The 25,323-nt window shown below is 44.5% G+C and carries 25 protein-coding genes, 4 tRNA genes and 1 rRNA gene; 25 read left to right on the top strand and 5 right to left on the bottom strand.

Annotated elements, in window-relative coordinates:
- The first annotated feature begins 11 nt into the window (after positions 1-11).
- The 5 genes from rrf to BU202_RS01640 all read left to right on the top strand — a co-directional run bounded on the left by rrf (position 12) and on the right by BU202_RS01640 (position 596).
- Positions 12-127: ribosomal RNA gene (rrf, locus tag BU202_RS01660) — 5S ribosomal RNA — on the top strand.
- Positions 128-256: 129 nt separating this feature from the next.
- Positions 257-329: transfer RNA gene (locus tag BU202_RS01655), tRNA-Val, on the top strand.
- Positions 330-334: 5 nt separating this feature from the next.
- A tRNA-Gly gene (locus tag BU202_RS01650) sits at positions 335-405 on the top strand.
- 33 nt (positions 406-438) lie between these two features.
- A tRNA-Ile gene (locus BU202_RS01645) sits at positions 439-512 on the top strand.
- A gap of 12 nt (positions 513-524) precedes the next feature.
- A tRNA-Glu gene (locus BU202_RS01640) sits at positions 525-596 on the top strand.
- Positions 597-773: 177 nt separating this feature from the next.
- Here BU202_RS01640 and BU202_RS01635 read toward each other — a convergent pair.
- From BU202_RS01635 to recX, 3 genes are all read right to left on the bottom strand, one after another.
- Positions 774-1,088, bottom strand: a complete 315-nt coding sequence (locus BU202_RS01635) for a DUF960 domain-containing protein (protein ID WP_075104055.1) — start codon at positions 1,086-1,088, stop codon at positions 774-776.
- 60 nt (positions 1,089-1,148) lie between these two features.
- Complete coding sequence (gene ntdP / locus BU202_RS01630; RefSeq protein WP_075104054.1) at positions 1,149-1,682, bottom strand: nucleoside tri-diphosphate phosphatase; 534 nt, start codon at positions 1,680-1,682, stop codon at positions 1,149-1,151.
- Between the two features lie 110 nt (positions 1,683-1,792).
- Positions 1,793-2,569 carry a recombination regulator RecX gene (gene recX / locus BU202_RS01625; protein WP_075104053.1) on the bottom strand — a complete coding sequence of 259 codons (777 nt, stop codon included), beginning with the start codon at positions 2,567-2,569 and terminating at the stop codon, positions 1,793-1,795.
- A gap of 37 nt (positions 2,570-2,606) precedes the next feature.
- Between recX and rlmD the strand changes: the two genes are divergently transcribed.
- The gene (gene rlmD, locus BU202_RS01620; protein ID WP_075104052.1) at positions 2,607-3,977 is read left to right on the top strand and encodes a 23S rRNA (uracil(1939)-C(5))-methyltransferase RlmD; all 1,371 of its coding nucleotides are present in this window, start codon (positions 2,607-2,609) and stop codon (positions 3,975-3,977) included.
- A gap of 436 nt (positions 3,978-4,413) precedes the next feature.
- Positions 4,414-5,145: a GntR family transcriptional regulator gene (locus tag BU202_RS01615; RefSeq protein ID WP_075104051.1), complete on the top strand. Its 732-nt coding sequence runs from the start codon at positions 4,414-4,416 to the stop codon at positions 5,143-5,145.
- 68 nt (positions 5,146-5,213) lie between these two features.
- On the opposite strand, the gene BU202_RS01610 is transcribed toward BU202_RS01615, so the two are convergent.
- The gene (locus BU202_RS01610; protein ID WP_075104050.1) at positions 5,214-5,924 is read right to left on the bottom strand and encodes a GntR family transcriptional regulator; all 711 of its coding nucleotides are present in this window, start codon (positions 5,922-5,924) and stop codon (positions 5,214-5,216) included.
- 161 nt (positions 5,925-6,085) lie between these two features.
- Here BU202_RS01610 and BU202_RS01605 point away from each other — a divergent pair, with 161 nt between their 5' ends.
- The 6 genes from BU202_RS01605 to BU202_RS01580 all read left to right on the top strand — a co-directional run bounded on the left by BU202_RS01605 (position 6,086) and on the right by BU202_RS01580 (position 11,727).
- Entirely contained in the window at positions 6,086-7,858 is a 1,773-nt protein-coding gene (locus BU202_RS01605) for a glycoside hydrolase family 35 protein (protein ID WP_075104049.1), read from the top strand.
- Positions 7,859-7,877: 19 nt separating this feature from the next.
- A complete protein-coding gene (locus BU202_RS01600; protein ID WP_075104048.1) occupies positions 7,878-8,363 on the top strand; it encodes a PTS sugar transporter subunit IIB in 486 nt (161 codons plus the stop codon).
- Positions 8,364-8,444: 81 nt separating this feature from the next.
- Positions 8,445-9,362, top strand: a complete 918-nt coding sequence (locus BU202_RS01595) for a PTS mannose/fructose/sorbose/N-acetylgalactosamine transporter subunit IIC (RefSeq protein ID WP_075104047.1) — start codon at positions 8,445-8,447, stop codon at positions 9,360-9,362.
- Entirely contained in the window at positions 9,349-10,167 is an 819-nt protein-coding gene (locus BU202_RS01590) for a PTS system mannose/fructose/sorbose family transporter subunit IID (RefSeq protein ID WP_075104046.1), read from the top strand. Before BU202_RS01595 ends, BU202_RS01590 begins: the two co-directional genes overlap by 14 nt.
- Before the next feature lie 10 nt (positions 10,168-10,177).
- Positions 10,178-10,582 carry a PTS sugar transporter subunit IIA gene (locus BU202_RS01585; RefSeq protein WP_075104045.1) on the top strand — a complete coding sequence of 135 codons (405 nt, stop codon included), beginning with the start codon at positions 10,178-10,180 and terminating at the stop codon, positions 10,580-10,582.
- Between the two features lie 140 nt (positions 10,583-10,722).
- Complete coding sequence (locus BU202_RS01580) at positions 10,723-11,727, top strand: aldose epimerase family protein (protein ID WP_075104044.1); 1,005 nt, start codon at positions 10,723-10,725, stop codon at positions 11,725-11,727.
- A 565-nt stretch (positions 11,728-12,292) separates the two neighbouring features.
- Here the strand turns inward: BU202_RS01580 and BU202_RS01575 are convergent.
- Positions 12,293-13,675: an amino acid permease gene (locus BU202_RS01575; protein WP_075104043.1), complete on the bottom strand. Its 1,383-nt coding sequence runs from the start codon at positions 13,673-13,675 to the stop codon at positions 12,293-12,295.
- Between the two features lie 265 nt (positions 13,676-13,940).
- On the opposite strand from BU202_RS01575, the gene BU202_RS01570 reads away from it, so the two are divergent.
- The 12 genes from BU202_RS01570 (at position 13,941) to BU202_RS01510 (ending at position 25,258) form a co-directional block, all read left to right on the top strand.
- Entirely contained in the window at positions 13,941-14,174 is a 234-nt protein-coding gene (locus BU202_RS01570; RefSeq protein WP_075104042.1) for a DUF1858 domain-containing protein, read from the top strand.
- Positions 14,171-15,502, top strand: coding sequence for a DUF438 domain-containing protein (locus BU202_RS01565; protein WP_075104041.1), 1,332 nt, complete (start codon positions 14,171-14,173; stop codon positions 15,500-15,502). The genes BU202_RS01570 and BU202_RS01565 overlap by 4 nt, the downstream gene beginning before the upstream one ends.
- A complete protein-coding gene (locus BU202_RS01560) occupies positions 15,499-15,753 on the top strand; it encodes a DUF1912 family protein (RefSeq protein WP_075104040.1) in 255 nt (84 codons plus the stop codon). The genes BU202_RS01565 and BU202_RS01560 overlap by 4 nt, the downstream gene beginning before the upstream one ends.
- Positions 15,754-15,779: 26 nt before the next feature.
- On the top strand, positions 15,780-16,148 hold the full coding sequence (locus tag BU202_RS01555; protein WP_075104039.1) for a helix-hairpin-helix domain-containing protein: 369 nt from the start codon (positions 15,780-15,782) through the stop codon (positions 16,146-16,148).
- 135 nt (positions 16,149-16,283) lie between these two features.
- Positions 16,284-16,577 carry a hypothetical protein gene (locus BU202_RS01550; protein WP_075104038.1) on the top strand — a complete coding sequence of 98 codons (294 nt, stop codon included), beginning with the start codon at positions 16,284-16,286 and terminating at the stop codon, positions 16,575-16,577.
- 158 nt (positions 16,578-16,735) lie between these two features.
- A complete protein-coding gene (locus tag BU202_RS01545; RefSeq protein WP_075104037.1) occupies positions 16,736-17,356 on the top strand; it encodes a GntR family transcriptional regulator in 621 nt (206 codons plus the stop codon).
- A 199-nt stretch (positions 17,357-17,555) separates the two neighbouring features.
- Positions 17,556-18,737, top strand: a complete 1,182-nt coding sequence (locus tag BU202_RS01540) for a quaternary amine ABC transporter ATP-binding protein (protein ID WP_075104036.1) — start codon at positions 17,556-17,558, stop codon at positions 18,735-18,737.
- 18 nt (positions 18,738-18,755) lie between these two features.
- Positions 18,756-20,486, top strand: coding sequence for an ABC transporter permease/substrate binding protein (locus tag BU202_RS01535; protein WP_083605727.1), 1,731 nt, complete (start codon positions 18,756-18,758; stop codon positions 20,484-20,486).
- 299 nt (positions 20,487-20,785) lie between these two features.
- Complete coding sequence (locus tag BU202_RS01525; protein WP_075104076.1) at positions 20,786-21,376, top strand: GNAT family N-acetyltransferase; 591 nt, start codon at positions 20,786-20,788, stop codon at positions 21,374-21,376.
- On the top strand, positions 21,360-21,944 hold the full coding sequence (locus BU202_RS01520) for a flavin reductase family protein (protein WP_075104033.1): 585 nt from the start codon (positions 21,360-21,362) through the stop codon (positions 21,942-21,944). Before BU202_RS01525 ends, BU202_RS01520 begins: the two co-directional genes overlap by 17 nt.
- A gap of 1 nt (position 21,945) precedes the next feature.
- On the top strand, positions 21,946-22,353 hold the full coding sequence (locus tag BU202_RS01515) for a VOC family protein (RefSeq protein WP_075104032.1): 408 nt from the start codon (positions 21,946-21,948) through the stop codon (positions 22,351-22,353).
- A 253-nt stretch (positions 22,354-22,606) separates the two neighbouring features.
- Positions 22,607-25,258 carry a valine--tRNA ligase gene (locus tag BU202_RS01510; protein ID WP_075104031.1) on the top strand — a complete coding sequence of 884 codons (2,652 nt, stop codon included), beginning with the start codon at positions 22,607-22,609 and terminating at the stop codon, positions 25,256-25,258.
- The last annotated feature ends 65 nt before the right edge of the window (positions 25,259-25,323 follow it).

Raw genomic sequence — 25,323 nt, 5'->3', positions numbered from 1 at the left:
ACTCAACATAGTTAAGTGACGATAGCCTAGGAGATACACCTGTACCCATGCCGAACACAGCAGTTAAGCCCTAGAACGCCGGAAGTAGTTGGGGGTTGCCCCCTGTGAGATATGGTAGTCGCTTAGCGAGAGAGGAGCTTCGTCTCCTCACCTATTGGGAGTTTAGCTCAGCTAAGGAGAACGTAAGTTCGCCTTTGTCGCAGATGACGTAGTCATTGCACGACAGGGGAATCCAGTGAGCTGAACTTCCGCCAAAGGGAGTTTAGCTCAGCTGGGAGAGCATCTGCCTTACAAGCAGAGGGTCAGCGGTTCGATCCCGTTAACTCCCATATAAGCGGGTGTAGTTTAGTGGTAAAACTACAGCCTTCCAAGCTGTTGTCGCGAGTTCGATTCTCGTCACCCGCTTTTGGATAGTATCCAAAAACCAAACACATGTTTGGGCGCGTAGCTCAGATGGTTAGAGCGCACGCCTGATAAGCGTGAGGTCGGTGGTTCGATTCCACTCGTGCCCATTATATCAATATGGTCCGTTGGTCAAGGGGTTAAGACACCGCCTTTTCACGGCGGTAACACGGGTTCGAATCCCGTACGGACTATGATAATAGGAGAGCAATAGCTCTTTTTTTGTGTCTGCAAACTAGGCTTTCATACTAACTGGCCTTATAAAGAGGTTTAGTTTTGACGAGCGCTATGTACATGCCTTTAAAAGTAGATTAAAGAGATTGAACAAAAGTCAATTTTTTGAAAGCTTTTATTCAATCTCTTTTTTGTTATTAAAAATGCAATTCATCGGGCAAAACAATAGTTTCCTGCCCTTTTTTATCAATGACAAGTAGCTTGCGGGGATACAGGGGATCAAAGGGAATCTGTAAATCTACGGAAAGAGCGTTTAGATAATGCTCTTGTGAAAAGATGACTGTGATGTTCCCTTCATTGTTCGTGAGCTGAAATCGGATAATGGATTTCAAGGGGATAACGTGTTTGAGGTAATTGTCAATGATATACCAGATGCTATCAATCACATTCCCAGGAAGGGAAGTGACGGTACTGAAGCTGGCATAGCGCCCAGTTGTATTTGTAAATGCCATAATGTTTTCCTTTTATTCGTAAGAAAAAAGCCTGAAAATCAGGTTTTTCTGTATGCAACTTTAACGATTTCGTAGTTCTAAATATCGTTTGTACCAAATGTTAACGTAGGCTTGAGAGAAGGGACCGCGTTTGTTGTTGATCCAGTCCACGAGGATTTTGACATTTTCTTTGAGAATAAAGTCAATATCTGTTGGATAATTCATCTGTTTACGGTGGCGTTCATATTCATCAACATCTAACAAGCGTTTTTCTCCATCCACAAAGACCTTCACATCAAGGTCATAGTCGATGTACTTGAGCGCTTCGTTGTCAAGAACGAAGGGGCTTGCTAGGTTACAATAATAGGAAACACCATTTTCACGAATCATAGCAATGATATTAAACCAATATTTCTTATGAAAATAGACAATTGCGGGTTCTCTGGTGACCCAACGTCTGCCGTCATTTTCGGTGACCAAGGTATGATTGTTGACACCGATGATGGCATTTTCTGTTGTTTTTAGTACCATGGTATCGCGCCAGGTGCGGTGCAATAGGCCATCATGTTTATAACTCTGAATTGTAATAAAGTCGCCTTCTTTTGGTAATTTCACTTGGTTACCAACTTTCTACAATTTAAGTTTAATCCTCCCTATTATACCATAACTTTTAAAGAATAGGAAAAATTTTTACTGTCTAGACTTTTTTGTTCGGAAATAGAAAGTTAGAGGTAGTCGCGTAGGCTGTTTTTTATTTGCTGATAATCATAGCCTTTACGCATGAGGGCTTGCGTTAGGCGTTGCTGCAATTCATAGCCGTCGTATTTTCGGCTATATTTGCGGTACTGTTTTTCCAGTTCTTTTTGCATGAGCTGGTCTTCTAACTCTGTATCTGCTTCTAGCTCGAGACCTTGGACAGCTGTCTGTGCTTGGCTATAAGTAAATCCCTTGTTGAGTAAGGACTGAAACAGTTTATCCTGCAAGGCATGATGCGGCAATTTGTGGGCATATGTTTTGGCAAGTTTTTGGGCAACACGCTCTGCAATTGGGGAAAAATCAATCTCTTGAAGTCCTTCTTCGATGAGTGAAAGAGGGATGCCTTTTTGAGAGAGTTTTTGTTTGAGGATTTGTGGCCCCTTGTCTCCAGATAATTGGTTTTGATAAAGGTAGGTTTCGACGTATTTTTGATCGTCAATCCACTTGTCAGCTTCAAGATTGTCAAGGATTTGGGGAATAATGTTTGCTTCAATCTCATATTTTTCAAGGTAGAGTTGAACTTCCTTGCGGGTCCGTTGTTTGAACGATAGGTGGTAGAGAGCGAGGTCTTTACCGTAAGATAGTTGGGCAAAGGTTTGGATTTCGGTCAATTCTTCGGGAGTAATTGTCTTGTCTTTGCTGAGCATGAAGCGGACAAGGGTATCCTCTGTGATATAGAGTTGTGTATCATGATCGAGTTCTAGGAGATAGAGGCGTTTTTTCTTTTCGAGTTTTGTGATTTTCATTCTTTCATTATACACGAAATTTCGGTAAAATAGTATTATGAGTATACAAGTAAAACAACGGATTGCCTTAAAAATTAAGCGAATGGGCATCAATGGTGAAGGGATTGGCTTTTATCAGAAGACCTTGGTCTTTGTACCTGGAGCGCTAAAGGGTGAAGAAGTCTATTGTCAGGTGACGGCTGTTAAGCGGAATTTTGTGGAGGCACGTTTGCTCAAGGTAAATCGCGCGTCCAAGTTTCGGGTGGTACCAGCTTGTGCTTTATATGAGGCATGTGGCGGTTGTCAAATCATGCACTTACGCTATGACCAGCAGTTGGATTTCAAGACCGACCTGCTCCGTCAGGCCTTGAAAAAATTTCAGCCAGCAGGTTTTGAAGACTATGAGATTCGCCCGACCATTGGAATGAAAGAGCCGAGATATTATCGTGCAAAATTGCAGTTTCAGACGCGACTCATCAAAGGGAAGGTTCAGGCGGGGCTTTATGCCGAGCATTCTCATCGCTTGATTGCCATTCAGGACTGTTTAGTACAAGATAAAATGACGCAGGCGGTCATCAATCAGGTCGCAGCCTTGCTCACGAAACACCGGATTCCGATTTATGATGAGCGCAGGAGTAGCGGTATTCGGACGGTCATGGTGCGACGGGCTCGGGAGACTGGGCAGATTCAGTTGATTTTTGTGACGTCTAGTCAGGTTAATCTGACTCGCTTAGTAGAAGAGCTAGTCGGGACATTTCCAGAGATTGTGACGGTAGCAGTCAATTGGCATAGCAAAAAGTCGAGTGAGATTTACGGGGAGAAGACGGAAATCATCTGGGGACAAGAGGCGATTGAGGAGTCTGTGTTGGGCTATGAGTTTGCCTTGTCACCGCGTGCATTTTACCAGTTGAATCCAGAGCAGACAGAAGTCTTATATGGTGAAGCCGTTAAGGCGCTAGATATTCGAGGGCATGAACAGCTGATTGATGCCTATTGTGGCGTGGGGACTATCGGCTTTGCCTTTGCAAAGAAAGTGAAATCGCTACGTGGTATGGATATTATTCCAGAAGCCATTGAGGATGCGAAACGAAACGCTAAGCGTATGGGCTTGACCAATACCCATTATGAGGCGGGATTGGCAGAAGAGATTATCCCGCGTTGGTACAAGGAAGGCTACATGGCAGATGCTGTGATTGTCGATCCGCCACGGACGGGGCTTGATGAGCAGCTGCTGGCAACCATTGTCCGCTACCAGCCTGAAAAGATGGTCTATGTGTCTTGTAATGTGTCGACCTTGGCTCGTGATTTGGTCCAACTGGCCAAAGTGTATCAAGTGGACTATATTCAGTCGGTGGATATGTTCCCCCATACTGCAAGGACAGAGTGTGTGGTGAAATTATCCAAACGGCAGGTTAACGAATTATTATAACAGATGAAACAGGGCTATCAGTGCTCTGTTTTTTTCAGTCTATCAACGAATGTTTCAAAGGATGCAAGGGGGGTGGAACATACAAACGTTTTCTTTTGCAAATGACTTACACGAAATGTTCATGGGCATGTCTTTTTATAGAGTGGTTGTTAGTCAGGTGCCATTTAGTCCTGCGACTTACGGACTTGCTTGGCTGGGCAATGCGGTTATAGCGCTGCTTTTAAATTTCTTTGTTGCAGGACCATTGGCTCGATTTTTCTTTGGTAAGTTATAGGACTGTAGCTGCTGTTAATACGTTACTCTGGCTATAGTTGCGGTATTCCATCAAAACGGAAAGATGATGTAAAAAACATTAGGTGGGGTATTTTTAAACTTGCATTTCGGCCGAAAATAGCCTATACTTATAGTGGTTATAACCGATAAAGGAGTAGATATTATGGCCGATATATCTAGCACAAAGCCTCTTTATCTACAATTAGTGGAGACGCTTGAAACAGAGATTCGAGAGAAAATGGAGGCAAATGAGAAATTACTCTCCGAAAGAGAATTGACCCAGGTGTATGGCGTCAGTCGGATTACTGTCCGTTTAGCCTTACAGGAATTAGAAAAAAGAGGACTAGTCTATAAGGTTCATGGTAAGGGGACCTTTGTATCAGAAGTTGGTCAACAGGCTGTTGATTTGTCCATGACCTATAGCTTTACCGAGCAAATGCGTCGGGTCGGTCGGGTACCGAAAACAGAGATTTTGTCCTTTGAGCGCATTCAGGCGACGGATTTTCTGGCGCAACGCTTGCAGGTTGCCATCGGTGAGCCTATCTTTGAATTGGAGCGCCTGCGCTTGGCCGATGGGATTCCCATGATGCTGGAGCGGACCTATGTACCAGCGCTGATATTTGATTCCTTATCTGAAACAGAGTTGCAGGTGCGGCCGCTTTATGAAATTTTTGCTGAGGACTACGATCAAGTCATTCGCCTAGCAGAAGAGGAATTTTATGCCAGCATCGCTCTTGAAAATGAAGCGAAGCTACTAGATATTCATAATGGGGATGCGGTTCTACACCTGATTCGTAAGACCTATAATGATAAGAATCGCATGATTGAGTACACCTTTAGTATTGCGCGTGCCGATCAATTTCGGTACAAGATTAGCCATACACGGGGAGAATAAGTCAGAATACATAAACGAGGTTGGGACAGATGTACCCAACCTCGTTTATTTTTGTAGTTCTAATCATTTTAATGTTTATTCGCAACGATTTCAAATTTGAAGAATTTCCAATGTTTGTAGGTTTCAATGTATTCCAACACTTCTTCACTACCTGTTCGCTTAGTGGTGCGAATTTGCAGGATACTTGGCTCATCTTTTGCCATCTGGAGATGTGTCGCCACTTCTGTTGGAGTAGGAAAGACCACTTCATTGGTCTCAGAATAGAGCTCCTCGGACATATGGAGGTTAAAATCCAGTTTAAAACGTTGGTAGATGGATTGGAAATGGGAGAGGGGAGCCTCAGGGTTTTTGATGTAGCGAGCAGGAATATAGGACTGCTGATAAATATAAGGAGCATCCTTTGCATAGCGCACGCGGATAATTTTATAGTAGTAGGACGTCTTATCCAGAGAAAGTTCTTCAAGGATACGGGGGTCATTACCCTTTTCGCAGGTCAAGACTTTGACACTTTCTTCTTCAAGTGAAAAGACTTCAATATCCGAAAATTCAACCAGTTTGCCCTTGCGAGAGCGGGAGACAAAGGTTCCTTTTCCTTGTTGGCGGACAAGGTAGCCGTCCTTCACTAATTCATTGACGGCGCGGATGACGGTGATCGAGCTGACATTGTAGAGTTTGGTCAATTCAGCTTCGGTATAAAATTTATCCCCATTTTCAAATTTTCCAGAAATGATTTGGTGCCGTAAGTCATTTTGTACTTGTTGGTATTTTGGTATTTTCATGGTGTTCCCTTTCTAACATTACGAATTTTCATACATCTTATGATACTTATTATACTAAATCTTGATAAAAAAAGAAAATTTTTTTAAAAACAACTGGACATAACCAGTAGTTTATGTTAATATATTGATAAAGAATAGAAAACGGTTACAAGGAGGACGTGGTGAATACTTTTCAGATTCGAGATGATTTTTATCTCAATGATCAGCCATTCAAAATCCTATCAGGGGCGATTCACTATTTTCGAGTGCATCCGGATGACTGGTATCATTCCTTGTATAATTTGAAGGCTCTGGGCTTTAATACCGTTGAAACCTATGTTCCTTGGAATTTACATGAGCCTCAAAAAGGGGTATTCACAACAGAAGGCATCTTAGACGTTGAGCGCTTTTTGACGATGGCGCAGGAACTTGGCTTGTATGCCATTGTTCGGCCGTCTCCCTATATCTGCGCAGAGTGGGAGTGGGGTGGTCTTCCGGCCTGGCTCTTGACCGAGCAGGTGCGCGTGCGTTCACGAGAGGAAGCCTATCTCCAACATGTGGAGGATTATTACGCCTTTCTCTTGCCTAAGCTAGCCAAGCATCAGTTGGCCCAAGGGGGCAATATCCTGATGTTCCAAGTAGAAAACGAGTACGGCTCTTACGGTGAAGATAAGGAATACTTGCGAGCAGTTGCAGCTTTGATGAGAAAATACGGGCTAAACGCCCCCCTATTTACATCAGATGGTTCATGGAGAGCCACCTTGCGGGCTGGAACCTTACTGGATGAGGATATCCTTGCTACCGCAAACTTCGGCTCCAACGCCAAAGGAAATTTCGAGCAGTTACAGGCCTTCTTTGATGAACACGATAAAAAATGGCCACTCATGTGTATGGAATTTTGGGATGGCTGGTTCAACCGCTGGGGAGAAGAGGTCATTCGCAGAGATCCAGACGAACTGGCTCAGGCTGTCATGGAAACCATTGAGCTAGGAAGTATCAATCTCTACATGTTCCACGGTGGAACAAATTTCGGCTTCATGAATGGCTGTTCAGCGCGGGGACAGATTGATTTACCGCAGATTACCTCCTATGACTATGATGCAATTTTAGATGAGGCGGGCAATCCAACCAAGAAATTCTATGCCCTACAAGCCTTGATGAAAGAACGCTATCCGCAGCTTGACTATGCGGAGCCCTTGGTCAAAGAAGCAGTAGCTTATCCGACCGTATCCTTGAATGATAAGGTGAGCTTATTTGCAACATTGAAAAATGTAAGCGATTGCCAGAAAGCCTTTTATCCGAAATCAATGGAAGAACTCGGTCAGACTGTCGGCTATACTTGTTACCAGACACGAATCGAACGGGATGCACAAGATGGTGAGCGCTTGCGTATCATCGATGCTAGAGATCGCCTTCAGGTATTTCTAGATGGTCAAAAACTAGCGACCCAGTACCAAGAAGAAATCGGTGAAGAAATACACTTCCAGCAAGCCAATCAAGAAGCAGAATTAACGATTTTAGTGGAAAATATGGGCCGTGTGAATTACGGTCATAAGTTAACGGCTCCGACCCAAGCCAAGGGGCTCGGTCGAGGAGTGATGGCAGACTTGCACTTTATCGGCCAGTGGGACATGTATCCGCTACCGCTTGATCGGCTAGATGGGCTTGCATTTACAAACGAATGGGAAGAAGACCAACCAGCTTTTTATCGTTACCATGTCACGATTGAGCATTGTCAAGACACCTATCTTGATATGACAGGATTTGGCAAGGGGGTTGTCTTTATCAACCAAGAAAATATAGGTCGTTTCTGGGAAAAAGGTCCGATCCTTTCCCTCTATATACCAAAAGGATACTTAAAGAAAGGAGAAAATGAGATTATTGTCTTTGAAACAGAAGGCAAATATAGAGAGAATCTTCGTTTTTCACAGGAACATGTCTATAAAGATTTATAAATAGTAAAAGGAGAATACTATGGCAATTATAGGAGTTCGGATCGATGGACGTTTGATCCATGGACAGGTGGCAAATCTTTGGACCACAAAATTAAACATTTCACGGATTATGGTCGTGGATAACGATGTCGTGAACAATGACATTGAAAAATCAGGCTTGAAACTAGCTTGCCCAGCAGGGGTGAAATTGTCTGTCTTACCAGTTGATAAGGCTGCAGCAAATATCTTAGCAGGAAAATATGATTCCCAACGCCTCTTTATCGTTGCGAAAAAACCAGCTCCACTCTTGGGCTTGGTAGAGCAAGGCGTATCTATTCCAGAATTGAATGTCGGCAATATGTCCCAATCACCTGAAACTCGCTCTGTGACCCGTTCTGTAAACGTGGTGGACGAGGATATCAAGGTCTTTGATGAATTGAATGCTAAAGGCGTGAAATTGATTCATCAAATGGTGCCAGGTGATACTGCAAAAGACTTCTTACCATTACTTGATAAGGTAAGATAAACACAATTTGGTTATCCTTGTCTGCCACTCATCGAGAGGAAGACATGAAACAATTATAAAAAATTTTTAGGAGGTTACATCATGATTCAATGGTGGCAAATTCTTTTACTTACCTTGTATTCAGCTTATCAAATCTGTGATGAGTTGACCATCGTATCATCTGCCGGGTCACCTGTATTTGCAGGATTCATTACTGGTCTTGTTATGGGAGATTTGAAGACTGGTTTGTTTATAGGTGGTTCTCTTCAATTGGTAGTGCTTGGTGTTGGTACCTTCGGTGGTGCATCTCGTATTGATGCGACATCTGGTGCGGTCTTGGCAACTGCTTTCTCAGTAGCAAAAGGGCTTGACCCTGAGCTAGCAATTTCTACAATTGCGGTACCAGTAGCAGGTCTCTTGACTTATGCGGATATCCTCGGTCGTTTCACAACTACTTACTTTGCTCACCGTGTGGACGCAGCAGTGGAACGCTTTGACTACAAAGGAATTGAGCGCAACTATCTTCTAGGTGCGATTCCTTGGGCAGCTTCTCGTGCAGTTCCAGTTCTTCTTGCCCTTGCCTTTGGTGGCGGTCTTGTTGAAACTATGGTTACAACTATTGAATTGCCACAATACAAATGGATTGCAGCAGGTTTGACCCTTGCAGCTCGTATGCTTCCAGGTCTTGGATTTGCAATCTTGCTTCACTATCTTCCACTTAAACGCAACCTCCACTACCTTGGTATGGGATTTGCGATTACTGCAATGATGACAATTGTATTTGGTGGTCTTTCAACTCTTAGTGGTGCTGTTGGCACACTTGCAGGTGCCTATGATGAATCAGCAGAAGCAGCAATCGGCTTCTCATCATCAGCATTCGATAAAGGTTTACCAATGGTTGCAATCGCCGTAATCGGTATCGGTCTTGCAGTTCTTCATTACAAGAATGGCCAAAATGTGACTGTCGTTGCAGCTCCGACTAATGCAGAAAGTGGGGAAATTGAAGATGATGAAATCTAATTACAAACTGACTAAAGAAGATTTTAATCAAATTAACAAACGTAGCATGTTCACCTACCAACTTGGTTGGAACTATGAACGGATGCAGGGTTCTGGTTATCTCTATATGCTCTTGCCACAGCTTCGTAAAATGTACGGAGATGGCACTCCTGAGCTGAAAGAAATGATGCAATTGCATACCCAATTTTTCAATACATCACCATTCTTCCATACGATCATTGCAGGGATTGACCTTGCCTTGGAAGAAAATGAAGGTGTTGCATCTAAAGATGCGGTGAATGGTGTGAAAACTGGTTTGATGGGGCCATTTGCACCTATTGGAGATTCCATCTTTGGTTCACTTGTGCCAGCGATTATGGGATCTATCGCAGCAACTCAAGCGAAAGCTGGCTCTGCCATCGGTATTGCGATGTGGGTTGCCGTAGCAGTTGTGTACGATATTTTCCGTTGGAAACAGTTGGAATTTGCTTATAAAGAAGGAACAACTCTCGTTACAACAATGCGTAGCAAATTGACTGCCCTTGTAGATGCAGCTTCTGTTCTTGGGGTCTTCATGCTCGGTGCGATGATTGCAACTATGATTAACGTTGAAGTGACTTGGACACCGCATATCGGTGACAAGGCAATCATGATTCAAGACATGATTAACCAAATCTTCCCACGCTTGGTACCAGCTGTGATTACAGGTGCAATCTTCTGGTTGCTTGGCCGTAAAGGTATGACGTCTACAAAAGCAATCTTGCTTATCATTATAGCAGCCGTTGCTCTATCAGCCCTAGGTCACTTCGCATTTGGAATGATGTAAGGTATCCTCTATGAGTAAACATTTAGTATTAGTAAGCCATGGACAATTCTGTGAGGGCTTGAAGCAAAGTACAGAGATGATTATGGGTCCACAAGACAATATTCATACAGTTGCCTTGCTTCCAGCAGAAGGTCCAGAAGAATTTCAGGCAAAATTTTTAGATACGATTGAAGGATTAGACGATTTCGTTGTCTTTGCGGATTTGCTAGGTGGTACACCTTGTAACGTTGTCAGCAAATTGATTCTGGAAGGGCGTGCGATTGAGCTCTATGCAGGAATGAATATGCCGATGGTGATTCGTTTTATCAATGATGCTCTTCTTGGAACAAGCTCGTATTACCATGAAAGCACATCAGAATACGTCCAATATGTCAACGATGTGTTGAACAGCATGTCGGACGATGAAGATGAATAGGCTTTAAGTATCCTCAGGAGTTGACAAATGTCAGCTCCTGTTTGTTGATGTTTAAAGAAATTCAGCTGTATCTGCGGGAATAGGAACCATAGAAAATAGTGTATAATGAAGATAAGATTATCAGTTGAAAAGGAGAAAATATGATAGAAGTTCGTCCATTTGGAAGTGAAAAAGCAAAACAATACTGTCTGGTCAACGAAGCTGGTATGCAGCTGACCTTGACCAATTTTGGGGCACGAATTGTAGAAATCTTGGTGCCTGTGGAGGAAAATGGTGGACTGCGCAATCTGACCATGTCTGCGTCCTCAGACGAGGAATATCAGGCAAAGGATGCTTATCCCGGTGCGACCATTGTACCAGTTGCAGGGCGCATCTCAGGTGCGCAGGCTGAGATTAAGGGGCAAACCTATCGCTTTACCGAAAATGAGCCAGGGCGCACCTTGCATGGCGGTGTAAACACAGCCAATGAACAATACTGGGATGTGGAGCTTGATGAGGCAACAAATAGCCTTACATTCTCCATCCAACTGGCAGATGGCTTTAATGGATTTCCAGGAAATGTGCGCGTGACCGCGCGCTATCGCTTGACACCAGACAATGCTGTAGAGATTACCTATACTGCTCAATCGGACAAGGATACGATTTTCAATCCGACCAACCATGTCTATTTCAATCTGACAGGAGATGTCACACAGGATGTGGCCGACCACCGTGTGCGAATTGCAGCCCAGACCTATGTTCCACTCGGTGAGGATAATTTGCCGCTTGGCATCTTGGAAGCCGTTGACGGTACACCTTTTGACTTCCGCACAGGGGCTACCTTTGCCCAAGGATTTAGCTTGGAACACCCGCAGAATGCCTTGGTCAAGGGCTATGATCATCCTTGGATCTTGGATCAGGTGGCTGAACCCGTCGAGGTCATTAGCCCAGACCAGAAGGTTCGATTGACAGTTGCGACCAACCAGCCAGCGGTGGTCATCTATACCTACAATTTTCCAAGCGAGGAGATGGCAACCTATCACGGAGCCTTTAGTCTAGAATGCCAAGGCCTCCCCAATGCCTGCAATGTCCCTGATTTTGGCTCCATTTTACTGGAGAAAGGGCAGATATTTGAACATAAAACACGTTATCAGTTTGCATGGTAAACGTTTAATGAAAAACACAGGAAAAAATCCTGTGTTTCAGATTGAAGAAATTATTTTGAAATCCTTTTCTGAGGTGGTGCGGACGGTAGCGACTTCCTGCGGAGTAAAATAATCCAGTGGATTATTTTAGCCCGAGCCCAGAAACAAAGGAGCGAGGATAATCGATTTCTACGAAATCACGATTGAGTCCCACTCCCTACTTTTACCACAGCGAAAAGGATTTGATGAGGCTCGCTCCGCTCGCGAAAATCGAAAAATCGAATGTTATGTTAGCAGAGCTTGTTGACTTGTCTAAATAGATTTTGGGTTGGTCTATGTCTGAAGAGGCTGGGATAAAAAGATTTTGATTTTTGAAATTCTTTCTCATCCATTCTTCAAGTTGATAAATAAGATATAAAAAGCGAACAAGACAGAATTCTGAGTGTCAGAAAACTAGTTTTGTTCGCTTTTTATATTTAGTGTTGGATTTTTGACCCAGCCTCTTTATAGTGGATTGAGAATGGATTAGGACAAGGCAAGGAATTGCAGATAGAACTGGCATTCATCAAAGCGACTGAACGATGTCCTAACCTTTATTATACTTTCTAAACTTATACTGACTATACCCGCCAAAGAGGATAATCCAGATGGTTGAACCGATGGCTCCCCAGAGGGTTGCTTCTTGGAGGAACAAGGTGGCAAAGACGAAGAGGAAAAAGCCGATGGTCAGCGGATTTAAGATACGGTAGGCGGGCATCAGGTAGCCGTCTGCCATGAAATCTGTTGATGTGCGGTAGTTGAGGTGGGCCAGCATGACCAAGACATAGATGGCGATATAGACTCCTGAAGAGGAGGCTGTAATCAGGGTAAAGGCATCGGATACCCCAGGTAAGACGCTGATGGCTGCAGCTAGCGCAATGACCACCGCAGAAGTGAGAATCGCATTTTGTGGAACATTTTGACGCGATAGGGTATCGACTTTAAATTTCTTCAGAAAGGCGTTTGGCGAATCGTGGGCAATCTGATAGAGGTGGCGTCCGGTAGAATAGAGGGTCGAATTGAGGGCTGATGCAGCAGAGGTTAAGACGACAAAGTTGATCAAGCCAGCAGCCCATTTGATACCTGCTAATTCAAAGACCGTTACAAAGGGAGAGCCAGCCGTTGCCAAATTCTTCCAAGGAATGATGGCCATAATGGCTAGCAAAGCACCCCCGTAGAAAAAGACGATACGGACAGGGATTTCCTTGATTGCTTTTGGAAGAACCTTGCGGGGATTTTCTGTTTCAGCGGTGGTTACACCGATAAATTCCATCATGAGATAGGCAAAAAAGACCATCTGAAAGGCAACGATGAAGTTTAGTGGACCATTTGGAAAGAGGCTAAATCCGTCGCTGATATTGGTGATACTTGCGATGCCAGTCGGTGTTTCAAATCCTGTCAAGACCATGAAAATGGCTGTGGCAATCAAGGCTAGAATGGCGATAATCTTAATCATGGCAAACCAAAATTCGACTTCGCCGAAGATACGAACAGCAATCAAGTTGACCAGACCTAATATCACTAAAACGACCAATTGAATGATCCAAGACGGCCAGGTTGGAAACCAGAATTGAACGTATTCTGCGACAGCGGTGAGTTCGGCCATTCCGATAAAGACGACCGATAGCCAGTAGGACCAGCCAGCAAAGTAACCCCAGCCCTTGCCCATGTAATAGGTGATAAAATTGATAAAGGTATGCTGGTCAGGATCGCGGTAGAGCATTTCGCCAATCGCCCGCATCATGAGGTACATGAAGCCGCCTGTCAGCATGTAAATAAAGATGATAGACGGCCCAGTCAGGCTAATCGAGCGTCCTGCACCCAGAAATAATCCTGTTCCGATGGTTCCAGCGATGGCCATGATTTGCACATGGCGATTTTGAAGGCTCCTTTCCATTTTATTCCTTGAATGATGCTGTTTCTCACTCATTGTATTTTTCTCCTTCAAGTAACTGTATGAATTTTCTAATTTTATCATAATTTGCGTCATTTGTAATCTTTTGAGCACTAAAAAATATAGTTTAATGCTGAAAAGACATTCATATCCAATCAACTGATGATGAGGAAAAGGCAGGCCTAATTGGAAGAGATGGGGTGAAAGAAAGCGTTTTTTACTTGAAAACTTCCCTTTTTTCTCTCCCCTTTCCTCCTAGAATATGCTATAATGGTGGAAAATAAAGGTAAAAGGTAGTAACATGAATACGATTGATCTTTCCATTCCCGTGGCACAGGTCATTGAAGAACATCCAGAAGTCTTGGATATCTTGGTCGAGCTTGGTTTTACGCCGCTTGCCAATCCCTTGATGCGACAGACGTTGGGAAAAACGGTCTCGCTCAAGCAAGGAGCTAAGATGAAGGGCATTGATGTGGGACGCATTCAGTCGACCTTGGAGTGGAATGGCTATGATGTCATTGGAGGAGAAAGATGACAGACCAACGCATTCAAATCTTAAAGGATATTTTATTGGATTTACACCGCGGTGCAAGTCCAGAAAGCGTACAGGAGCGGTTCAATCAGACCTTTGCAGGGGTATCGGCGATTGAGATTTCCCTCATGGAGCATGAACTGATGAATTCGGATTCGGGAGTGACCTTTGAAGATGTCATGGCTCTTTGCGATGTTCATGCGAATTTGTTTAAGCAGGCGGTTCAAAATGTGGAAGTGGCAGATGCGGATCAAGCAGGCCACCCTGTGCGGGTCTTTAAGGATGAGAATTTAGCCCTGCGGGCTGCTCTTATTCGGATTCGGCGTTTGCTGGAGAGTTATGAACAGGCCACAGAGGATACGGTTCAGACGGAATTGACCAAGGGTCTAGAGCGCCAGCTGGCCTTGCTCGGGCAGTTTGACAACCACTATCGCCGTAAGGAAGAACTCTTCTTTCCGCTCATGGAAAAATACGGTCATGATGCGCCGCCCAAGGTCATGTGGGGTGTGGATGATCAGATTCGGGACTTGTTTGCGATAGTCCAAAAGGATTGTCAGCAACTAGAACAGCAAGGGATTGCAGCTTTACAAGAGAGCTTTGAAGCATTTGCGGTCGAATTTGAAAGCATGATTTTTAAAGAAGAATCGATTTTGCTGATGATTCTGTTGGAATCCTTCACCCAAGATGATTGGCTGCAAATTGCAGGAGAAAGTGACACGTTTGGCTATGCCATTATCCGCCCGAGTGACATCTGGCAGCCCGAACGAAAAGACTTTACGCCAGCAACAAGCATCACAGAAGTAGCTGAACAGGAGCCTGCAAGTGCAGGCGAGGTCATTCATCACAGGATTGACACGCCAGAAGGAGAGCTGACCATTTCCTTTAAACCCAAACAGGCCTCACAGCAGGAAAGTCAAGTCTTTGGGAATGGCTACTTGTCTGTGGAGCAGGCCAACTTGATTTTGAATCACCTCCCGATGGAAATCACCTTCGTCAACAAAGACGATATTTTCCAGTATTATAATGATGCGGTGCCGAGCGAGGAAATGATTTTTAAACGAACTCCGAGCCAGATTGGTCGGCATGTAGAATTGTGCCACCCGCCGAAATTATTGCCTAAGGTCCGAGCGATTTTCACAGCTTTGCGTGAGGGGCGTAAGGACAAATTTGAAATGTGGTTCAAATCAGAATCGCGCGGTCAATTTGTCCATGTGACCTATAAGGCTGTCCGCGATGCGAATGGGGAATTCCAAGGGGTCTTGGAGTATGTCCAAGATATTGCCCCCTATCGGGCGATTGAGACAGATGTGTACAGGGGGATTGACGAATGACATATGAACAGGAATTTTTAAAAGAGTTTGAGGCTTGGGTCAATACCCAAGTGATGATCAATGAAATGGCGATGGAAGAAAGCCGTCGTGTCTTAGAAGAAGACAAGGACGAGCGGGCAGCAGATGCCTACATTCGCTATGAGAGCAAGGTAGATGCCTATCGCTTTATTCAGGGAAAGTTTGCCAACTACGCTGCTGGCAAGGGATTCCATGATTTACCAGATGAACTATTTGGCCAAAGACAGTATTAAAAATGAATCAAAAGGAGATATGAAAAATGGCAAAGAAAAAAGTAAACCGTAAAAAAGCATTGAAACGTGAATGGGCAAGGTTGAAAAAAGCAGGCCGTGAGCGCTTGGAGCAAGTCGTAGATGTAGCTGAAACAGTCGTTGATAAGGCGGTTGAGCAAGTCAAGGAAGTGGTCGCAGACCTCAAAGGTCAGGCAGCTGCAAGTCTAGAAGAGTTCCAAGCTCTACCAGAACTAGAGGGGATTCCAGCTAGCCGTCTGGAAACCTTCTACCAAGCAGGCATTAAGAGCGTTACTGACTTTGCGGCATGGACAGAAAAAGACTTGCTTGCCTTGAAAGGAATCGGAGCTGCGACCTTGAAACAATTGAAAGAAAAAGGCATTGCTTTGAAGGACTAAAAGCTGTTTAAGCGATAGTGAATTAAATAAAGGTTAGGACATCGTTCAGTCGCTTTGATGAAGACCAGTTTTATCTGTCGCTCTTTGCCTTGTCCTATTCCTTGCTCAATCTAGTATATAAAAACGAGGTGGACGATGAGTTTGATTGGAGAGTTGATTCTGGGGGTACTATTGGAGCTAGAAGCAGAGACATTCCGTTCTCGGAAGGGCTTGCTCATCTACGCTGTTTGCCGCAATCTTGTGGGGCTTGTCCTCATTGCTCTGTTTGCGACTATGGTATGGTGGAATCTTTACAAAGGTGGTCTAGTGCTTTATCTCTTCGCTCTTGTTTGTGGAGGCTTACTGGTGTTTCAGCTGGTATCCTTGTATTCTTGGAACCGTCAGGCTATCAAGCATTTTAGGAACTTGAACTCAGTTGATGCACCATAAGTGACATTTTGCTACTGAAGTTGATATAGAAGGAATGAGGAAAATCGATTTCTAGGAAATGATGATAGGCTCATTCTTTTTTCTTGAGCAGATTTTGCTTTTCTGCTGGTTTTATACTATAATGATGGGGAAGTATTATTGTGTGGTAGGGAGTAGCGATGGCCAAAAAACAGATTTCATTTCCGAGATACCAGCAGATAGCCGTTGAAATTGCAGAACGAATTGTCAGTGGCAAATATCCTGTTGGTTCAAAATTGCAGGCGAGATCGACCCTGGCCAGCAATTTTAGCGTGTCTTCTGAAACTGCTCGGAAGGCGATCAATGTCTTGGTCGATTTAGAGATTATGGAAGTTCGCCATGGCAGCGGAGCTTTTGTGGCATCGCCTGCGAAAGCCAAGGAATTTTTAGCCAATTATCAGGATGTTGCCTCGCTTCAGGATATGAAAAAAGAGCTCTTTCAAAGTATCGAAGCACAAAAAAAAGAATTTGACCACTTGACCTCTTTGATGGATCGCTTTTTGAACCGAACCAGACATGTCCAACAACAACTTCCCTTTGTACCGATGGAACTGACCCTGTCTGCTCCTTCTGAAAATTATGGCAAGTCCATCAGTGAGTTAAATATCTGGCATTCGACAGGGGCGACGATTGTCGCGATTAGCCATGAGGACCAGCTATTGGTCTCGCCAGGTCCCTATACCAAGGTTGAGCGCCATGATACCTTGTATTTTGTAGGAGATGAACTGTCCGAAAGTCGGATGAGAAATCTGTTTTCCTAACAGGCTTTTAGGATGGAATAAGGAATGATTGAACGTGCAATCCAGTAACAAACTACGTGTTTGTAGCTGGGTTGTTTTTTGTTTGGTGCCAATGAGTTGACAAAGTGACAACTTGATGTTATGATTAGATGGTCACAAAGTGACAATCTTTATTTTTAAATAAGTTGTCACATGGTGTTTTAGAAGAGGAGGAATAGGGATGAATACAAAGTTAGAAGTCAAAGGATTGACCAAAATATTTGGAAAACGGCAGAAGCAGGCCTTGGAGATGGTGAAGGCTGGACAATCAAAGCAAGCGATTTTGAAAGAAACAGGGGCAACTGTCGGTGTCTATGATGCTCATTTTTCGGTTAAAGCAGGAGAAATCTTTGTCATCATGGGCTTGTCCGGTTCTGGGAAGTCGACCCTTGTGCGCATGCTGAACCGCTTGATTGAGCCAACATCAGGAGAGATTTGGATTGATGGAGAAAATATTTCAGTGATGAATGAAGAAGCTCTCCGCCAAGTCCGCCGCGAAAAAATCAACATGGTTTTCCAAAGTTTTGGGCTTTTTCCCCACCGGACGATTTTAGAGAATACAGAGTTTGGCTTGGAAGTGCGCGGAATTCCGAAGGAAGAGCGGACTGCTCGAGCGGAACAGGCCTTGAAAAATTCGTCCTTATATGACTTTCGCCACCAATATCCTGATCAATTATCAGGAGGAATGCAGCAACGGGTTGGGCTGGCTAGAGCGCTGGCTAATAACCCTGATATCCTGCTCATGGACGAGGCTTTTTCAGCCCTTGACCCCTTGATTCGTCGAGAAATGCAGGATGAGCTCTTGGATTTACAATCAGAGCAAGAACGGACCATTATTTTTATCACCCATGATTTAAATGAGGCCTTACGGATTGGAGATCGAATTGCCATTATGGCAGATGGAAAAATCATGCAGATTGGGACAGGGGAAGAAATATTGACCCAGCCTGCTAACGATTTTGTCCGAGAATTTGTAGAGGATGTCGATCGCTCAAAAGTCTTGACAGCTCAAAATATTATGACCACGCCCTTTACAACCAATATTGACATTGACGGTCCTAACGTGGCTTTGAATCGCATGCGAAAAGAAGAAACATCTATGCTTTTAGCAGTAGATAAACGCAGGCGCTTGAAGGGATCAATCACAGCTGAAGCAGCGCGTGATGCGCGACAAGCTGGCCTTCCCTTATCCAGTGTTCTCGATCAGAATGTCAAGCGGGTGCATCCGGATACCTTGATTACAGATATTTTTGACTTGATTCATGATTCGCCTACTCCGCTTGCGGTAGTCGATGATAAGGAACGTCTGGTCGGTGTGATTATTCGTGGACGGGTGATTGAAGCACTGGCTTCCAGCAAGTAGAGCAGAAAGGAGATTATTGTGAATTTGAATGTTCAATTACCAGTTGCAGAGTGGGTTCAATCGTTTACAGATTGGCTGACGCAAACTTTTTCAGGTTTTTTCAGCCTGATTCAACATATCGGAAATGATCTGATGGGAGGAGTGACCGATACGCTCTTATTTATTCCACCGATGTTGATGATTGCCTTGCTGACCTTGGTCGCTTATCTAGCTAGTCAGAAAAAATGGCAACTGCCAGTTCTGACAGCACTCGGCTTGCTCTTTATTTGGAACCAAGGATTATGGGAGCATTTGATGAGTACGATTACCCTCGTCATTGTGTCAAGCGCCATTTCAATCGTGATTGGGGTTCCACTAGGAATCTGGATGGCAAAAAGTAGGAAAGTAGCAGCGGTGACAGGTCCGATATTGGACTTTATGCAGACCATGCCTTCCTTTGTCTATCTGATTCCAGCTGTCGCCTTCTTTGGAATTGGAATGGTTCCAGGGGTATTAGCCTCTGTTATCTTTGCCCTGCCCCCAACGGTGCGGATGACCCACCACGGGATTCGCCAGATTCCAAGCGAATTGATTGAGGCGTCAGATTCGTTTGGTGGCACAGCCCGTCAAAAATTAGTCAAGGTTGAATTGCCGCTTGCCAAACCGACCATTTTCACAGGGATTACCCAAACCATTATGTTGGCCCTTTCTATGGTGGTAACAGCTTCTATGATTGGAGCACCAGGTCTTGGTCGAGATGTCCTATCAGCCCTCCAGCATGCAGATATTGGTACAGGATTTGTCGCAGGTCTGTCTCTGGTTATCTTAGCCATGATGATAGACCGCATGACCCAGGCCCTCAATCAGCCAGTCTCTCGGAAAAGAGTTAAAACGGCAAAAGAGAAAAAGCGCCAGCGTTTGGCCTGGTGTGCAGCACTAGCAGGGCTTGTCCTCTTGATTGGGGCACGCATTGTGACTTCTTTTTCAACGGAAAAGAAAGAAACCATCACTCTAGGCTATGTTCAGTGGGACTCTGAGATTGCCTCCACCTATGTGATGGCTGCTGTTTTAGAGGATATGGGTTACCAAGTGGATAGGATTCCGCTTGACAATGCGGTGTTATGGCAGTCTGTTGCAAATGGCGAAGTGGACGCTTCCACTTCTGCTTGGTTGCCAACAACCCATGGGGCTTTGTATGAACAATACAAGGACAAAGTCACAGACCTTGGTCCCAATATGACGGGGGTCAAGACAGGCTTGGTCGTGCCAAGTTATATGTCAGTCGATTCGATTGCAGACTTAAGCAATCAAGCTGGTCAAAAAATCACAGGAATCGAGCCAGGAGCAGGTATCATGACTTCGACCGAAGAGACCTTGCAGGCGTATCGTAACTTATCAGACTGGGAGTTGGTGTCTGCCTCAACTGGAGCGATGACGACCGAATTAGAGCGGGCAATCAAGAACAAGGAAGAGATTGTCCTAACAGGCTGGTCGCCTCATTGGATGTTCTCAAAATATGATCTGAAATACTTAGAAGATCCAAAAGGCAGTATGGGACAGGAAGAAGAAATCCATACCCTTACTCGAAAAGATTTAGAGCAGGACATGAAAGAAGCCGTGCAAGTCTTGGACCGCTTTGCCTGGTCGCAAGAGGATATGGAGAGCGTTATGCTCGACATCAACCAAGGAATGGATGCTGAAGCAGCCGCTCAAAAATGGATCAAAGACCATGCCGACAAGGTCAAGGATTGGCAAGGGAAATCGTCGTAAGACAAGCCTAGGGTCTTTAATAGTATAAGCAGTTGCAATTTCCTAGAAAATCTGCTACAATAAAGCCAATCAGAGGGATAGTGAGTTTGTCTGTTACAGAAAGCGGTGGTGTTGAGAAATCCGCACAGATGTCAGTATTTGTTGCTGAGGATTGAGAATAGAAATAAGAACAAGAGCGGATTTCGGTCCGAATCTGGGTGGTACCGCGGAAATTAGTCTTAACTTTCGTCCCTGTCATACGGCAGGGGCGATTTTTTGTTGGAAAGAGGAAAGAATCTCTAGAAAGTGAGGAAACGATGCTGAACCTTTTAGAAGAGTATGATGGGAAATGCTTGCCCAAAGTGGAGACCGAGCGCTTGATATTGCGTCAGCGGACGGTAGAGGATGTCAAAGACCTGTTTGCCTATGCCAGCTTGCCTGAGGTGTGTCATCCCGCTGGTTTTCCACCGATAGCTACTCTTGAGGAAGAACGGGAGTATGTTGAGCACAAGTATTTCGAAAACCTCGCAAAAGAGAACTTACCATCTGGTTATGGAATTACTGTCAAAGGAAGCAATCGGATCATAGGTTCTTGTGATTTTAACCATCGCCGTTCGGATGATGTTTTTGAGATGGGCTACCTTCTTCATCCAGACTTTTGGGGCAAGGGCTATATGCCAGAAGCAGTTGCAGCGCTGATTGAAGTCGGCTTTACTGTGCTTCATCTTCATAAGGTCGAAATTAGATGTTACAGCTCCAACCAGCAGAGTAAGCGTGTCGCAGAAAAGCTAGGCTTCACCTTAGAAGCAAGGATTCGTGGCTACAAGGATTTTGAAGGAAATCATTGTGATGAGTTGGCTTATGGCTTGCTGCGGACAGAATGGGAGGCACAACATGAAAAAGGTCTTTGAAACGCAAAAACTTTATTATGGATTTCCTATATTTTTTCTAGGCTATAAGGATGAGAAGTGGGGCTACAATCTCACGACCTCCAGTTCTTCTTATACCTTGGGAGATATGCTGGTCATTGGTCTGTTTTCAGGTGGCAATGCTTGTCGGCAAATTCAGAAATATGGCAGTTTTAGTCTCAACCTTCCCTTAGAAACTCACATGCTTGAAATTGAGCAGGCAGGTTTCCATAGTGGTCGCGATAAATTTGGCTTGACAAATTTGACCTATCAAGAGGGCTTGACATTAGATGTCCCTTTGATAGATGACTGTCCGCTCGTTTTAGAATGTCAGGTGGAGGAAGTGGCTGAATTTGGAAACTATACGAATTTCATCGCCCGCATCATTCACCGCCATGTAGATGAAAAGCTGGTAGCAGACGGAAAGTTCCAAAGCAAGGCTTTCAATCCAATTCTCTATATGGGCGACGGTAAAGAACGGATTTATCGCTACTTAGAAGAAGAGCGCAGTGATAAAATGGGGTCTGTTCTTAAAGCAGCAAGAAAAAATCAGCGAAAGTCGAGAAAGTAGCATGCTCCACCATATCGAAATCAATGTGTCGAATCTCGCAAATAGTCGCCTCTTTTATGACAAGCTCTTTGCGGAATTGGGCTACGAATTGTATCAAGAGTGGGAAGAGGGCTTTTGTTACCGCTATCGGGCTACCTATCTCGTCTTTGTCCAGACCGAGGAGGACTACAGCGAACCGAGCTATCACAGAAAGCAAACAGGTCTCAATCACCTCGCCTTTTGCCTCCCAAGCAAGGCGCAGGTTGATGCTTTGCGTGAGCGCCTGCGCTCTGATGGCGTAACCCTACTTTATGATGACCGCTACCCACATGCCGGAGGCCCAGACCACTACGCCGTCTTTTTTGAAGACCCAGATCGGGTGAAGTTGGAAGTGGTGTGGGAGGAGAATGAATATGCGACCTTCTCTTAGAGAAATAGTAGTGCTTGTCCTTAAACATAAGATAACCATAAAATTACACTTTTCTCATCAAATTATTTCTAAGTCGTTTCCTCGAACAAAGGAAAAACTCCCTAGGATACTCTCTTATGTCTATCGCTATGTACCGGAATGTCGCTCTGGACTAATGATTATCGTAAACTCTGAGAAAGAAAAACTGTATATTCAATCTTTCTCAGAGTTTGAAGAATGTTTAACGAATCTCTATAAAAAGAAAGGACAAATCATGTCAAAAGAATTATCACCAAAATACAATCCAGCCGAGGTTGAGGCTGGTCGTTATGCGAAATGGCTAGAGGCAGATGTCTTTAAGCCATCTGAAGATGAGACGGCTAAGCCCTACTCAATCGTGATTCCACCGCCAAATGTGACGGGGAAATTGCACCTTGGTCACGCTTGGGACACGACGCTTCAAGACATTATCATCCGTCAAAAACGCATGCAGGGCTTTGATACCTTGTGGCTGCCAGGGATGGACCACGCAGGGATTGCCACTCAAGCCAAGGTTGAAGAGCGTCTCCGCGAGCAAGGTATTACTCGCTATGACTTGGGGCGTGAGAAATTCTTAGAGAAAGTCTGGGAATGGAAAGACGAATATGCAGCGACCATCAAGGAGCAGTGGGGCAAAATGGGCCTATCGCTTGATTACTCGCGCGAGCGTTTCACCCTTGATGAGGGCTTGTCAAAGGCCGTTCGTAAGGTCTTTGTTGATTTGTATAAAAAAGGCTGGATTTACCGTGGAGAATTTATCATCAACTGGGATCCAGCAGCTCGCACAGCGCTTTCGGATATCGAGGTGATTCACAAAGATGTCGAAGGTGCTTTCTACCACATGAACTACATGTTAGAAGACGGTTCGCGTGCGTTGCAAGTGGCGACAACACGACCAGAAACCATGTTCGGAGACGTTGCTGTTGCTGTAAACCCAGAAGATTCTCGGTACAAGGACTTGATTGGCCAAAACGTTATCTTGCCGATTGTCAATAAAGCTATTCCAATCGTGGCCGATGAACATGCAGATCCAGAATTTGGAACAGGGGTGGTAAAAATCACACCTGCCCACGATCCAAATGACTTCCTTGTTGGCCAACGCCACAATCTTCCGCAAGTCAATGTCATGAACGATGATGGGACTATGAATGACTTGGCGGGTGAATTTTCAGGAATGGATCGCTTTGAAGCTCGTAAGGCAGTCGTAGCTAAATTGGAAGAATTGGGTGCCCTTGTGGAAATCGAAAAACGCGTGCATTCTGTCGGACACTCTGAGCGTAGCGGTGCCGTTGTGGAACCACGTTTGTCCACGCAGTGGTTTGTAAAAATGGATCAATTGGCTAAGAATGCCATTGCTAACCAAGCCACAGAGGACAAGGTTGAGTTTTACCCACCACGTTTCAACGATACTTATCTGCAATGGATGGAAAATATTCACGACTGGGTTATCTCACGTCAGCTCTGGTGGGGTCACCAAATCCCTGCCTGGTACAACGAAGCAGGTGAGATTTACGTGGGCGAAGAGGCACCAGAAGGGGATGGCTGGACCCAGGACTCAGATGTGCTTGATACTTGGTTCAGCTCTGCCCTTTGGCCGTTTTCTACCATGGGCTGGCCAGATGAAGATAGCGCTGACTTCAAACGCTACTATCCAAATTCAACACTTGTAACTGGTTATGATATTATTCCTTTCTGGGTATCACGCATGATTTTCCAAGGAATTGAATTTACAGGAAAGAGTCCATTTAGAAATGCTCTTATCCATGGTCTGATTCGTGATGAAGAAGGACGTAAGATGTCTAAATCTCTTGGAAATGGTATTGATCCAATGGATGTTATTGAGAAATATGGTACCGACAGTCTTCGCTGGTTCCTGTCAAATGGTTCTGCGCCAGGACAAGACGTTCGTTTCTCATACGAAAAGATGGACGCATCGTGGAATTTCATTAACAAAATCTGGAATATTTCTCGCTACATTCTCATGAATAATGAGGGCTTGAACCTTGATGAGGCGCGTGAAAATGTCGCAAAAGTGGCTACAAGCGAAGCCGGAAATGTTACCGACCGTTGGATTCTCCACAACCTTAATGAAACCATTGCCAAGGTGACAGAAAACTTTGATAAGTTTGAGTTTGGCGTGGCAGGACATATTCTCTACAATTTCATCTGGGACGAATTTGCGGACTGGTATGTGGAGTTGACCAAGGAAGTGCTTTATAGCGATGATGAGGCAGAAAAAGTCATGACCCGTTCGGTTCTTCTCTATACCTTGGATCAAATCTTGCGCCTGCTTCACCCAATCATGCCATTTGTAACCGAGGAAATCTTTGGTCAGATTTCAACAGGCAGCATTGTGACTGCAAGCTACCCAGTGGTTCGTCCTGAGTTTGAAAATGAGGCAGCGGCAAATGGCGTAGAAGCGTTGAAAGATGTGATTCGTGCCGTGCGAAATGCTCGAAGCGAAGTCAACGTTGCCCCAAGTAAGCCGATTACGCTCTTGATTAAGCCAACGGATAGCCAGTTAGAAGATTTCTTTAAGGCAAATGTCAACTACATCAAACGCTTCACCAATCCAGAACATTTGGAAATTGATGCAAGCCTAACCGCACCAGAACTTGCCATGTCAAGCGTCATCACAGGAGCAGAAATCTATCTACCTCTTGCAGATCTGCTCAATGTCGAAGAAGAATTGGCTCGTCTTGAAAAAGAACTTGCCAAATGGCAGAAAGAACTCGACATGGTTGGCAAAAAACTCGCCAACGAAAAATTCGTTGCCAACGCCAAACCAGAAGTCGTTGAAAAAGAACGCACCAAACAAGCCGACTACCAAACCAAATACGACGCCACCGTCGCACGGATTGAAGAGATGAAGAAGTTGGTGGGATAGCTCCATAAATATGAAAACCCGGCCTAAAAAGGTTGGGGGTTGTAATATATTTAGAATGGAGAAAA

The sequence above is a fragment of the Streptococcus cuniculi genome, assembly GCF_001921845.1.
GTDB classification, from domain to species: Bacteria; Bacillota; Bacilli; order Lactobacillales; family Streptococcaceae; genus Streptococcus; species Streptococcus cuniculi.
Note: the sequence above shows the minus strand (reverse complement) of the source record. Positions and strands in the feature narration are given on the sequence as shown.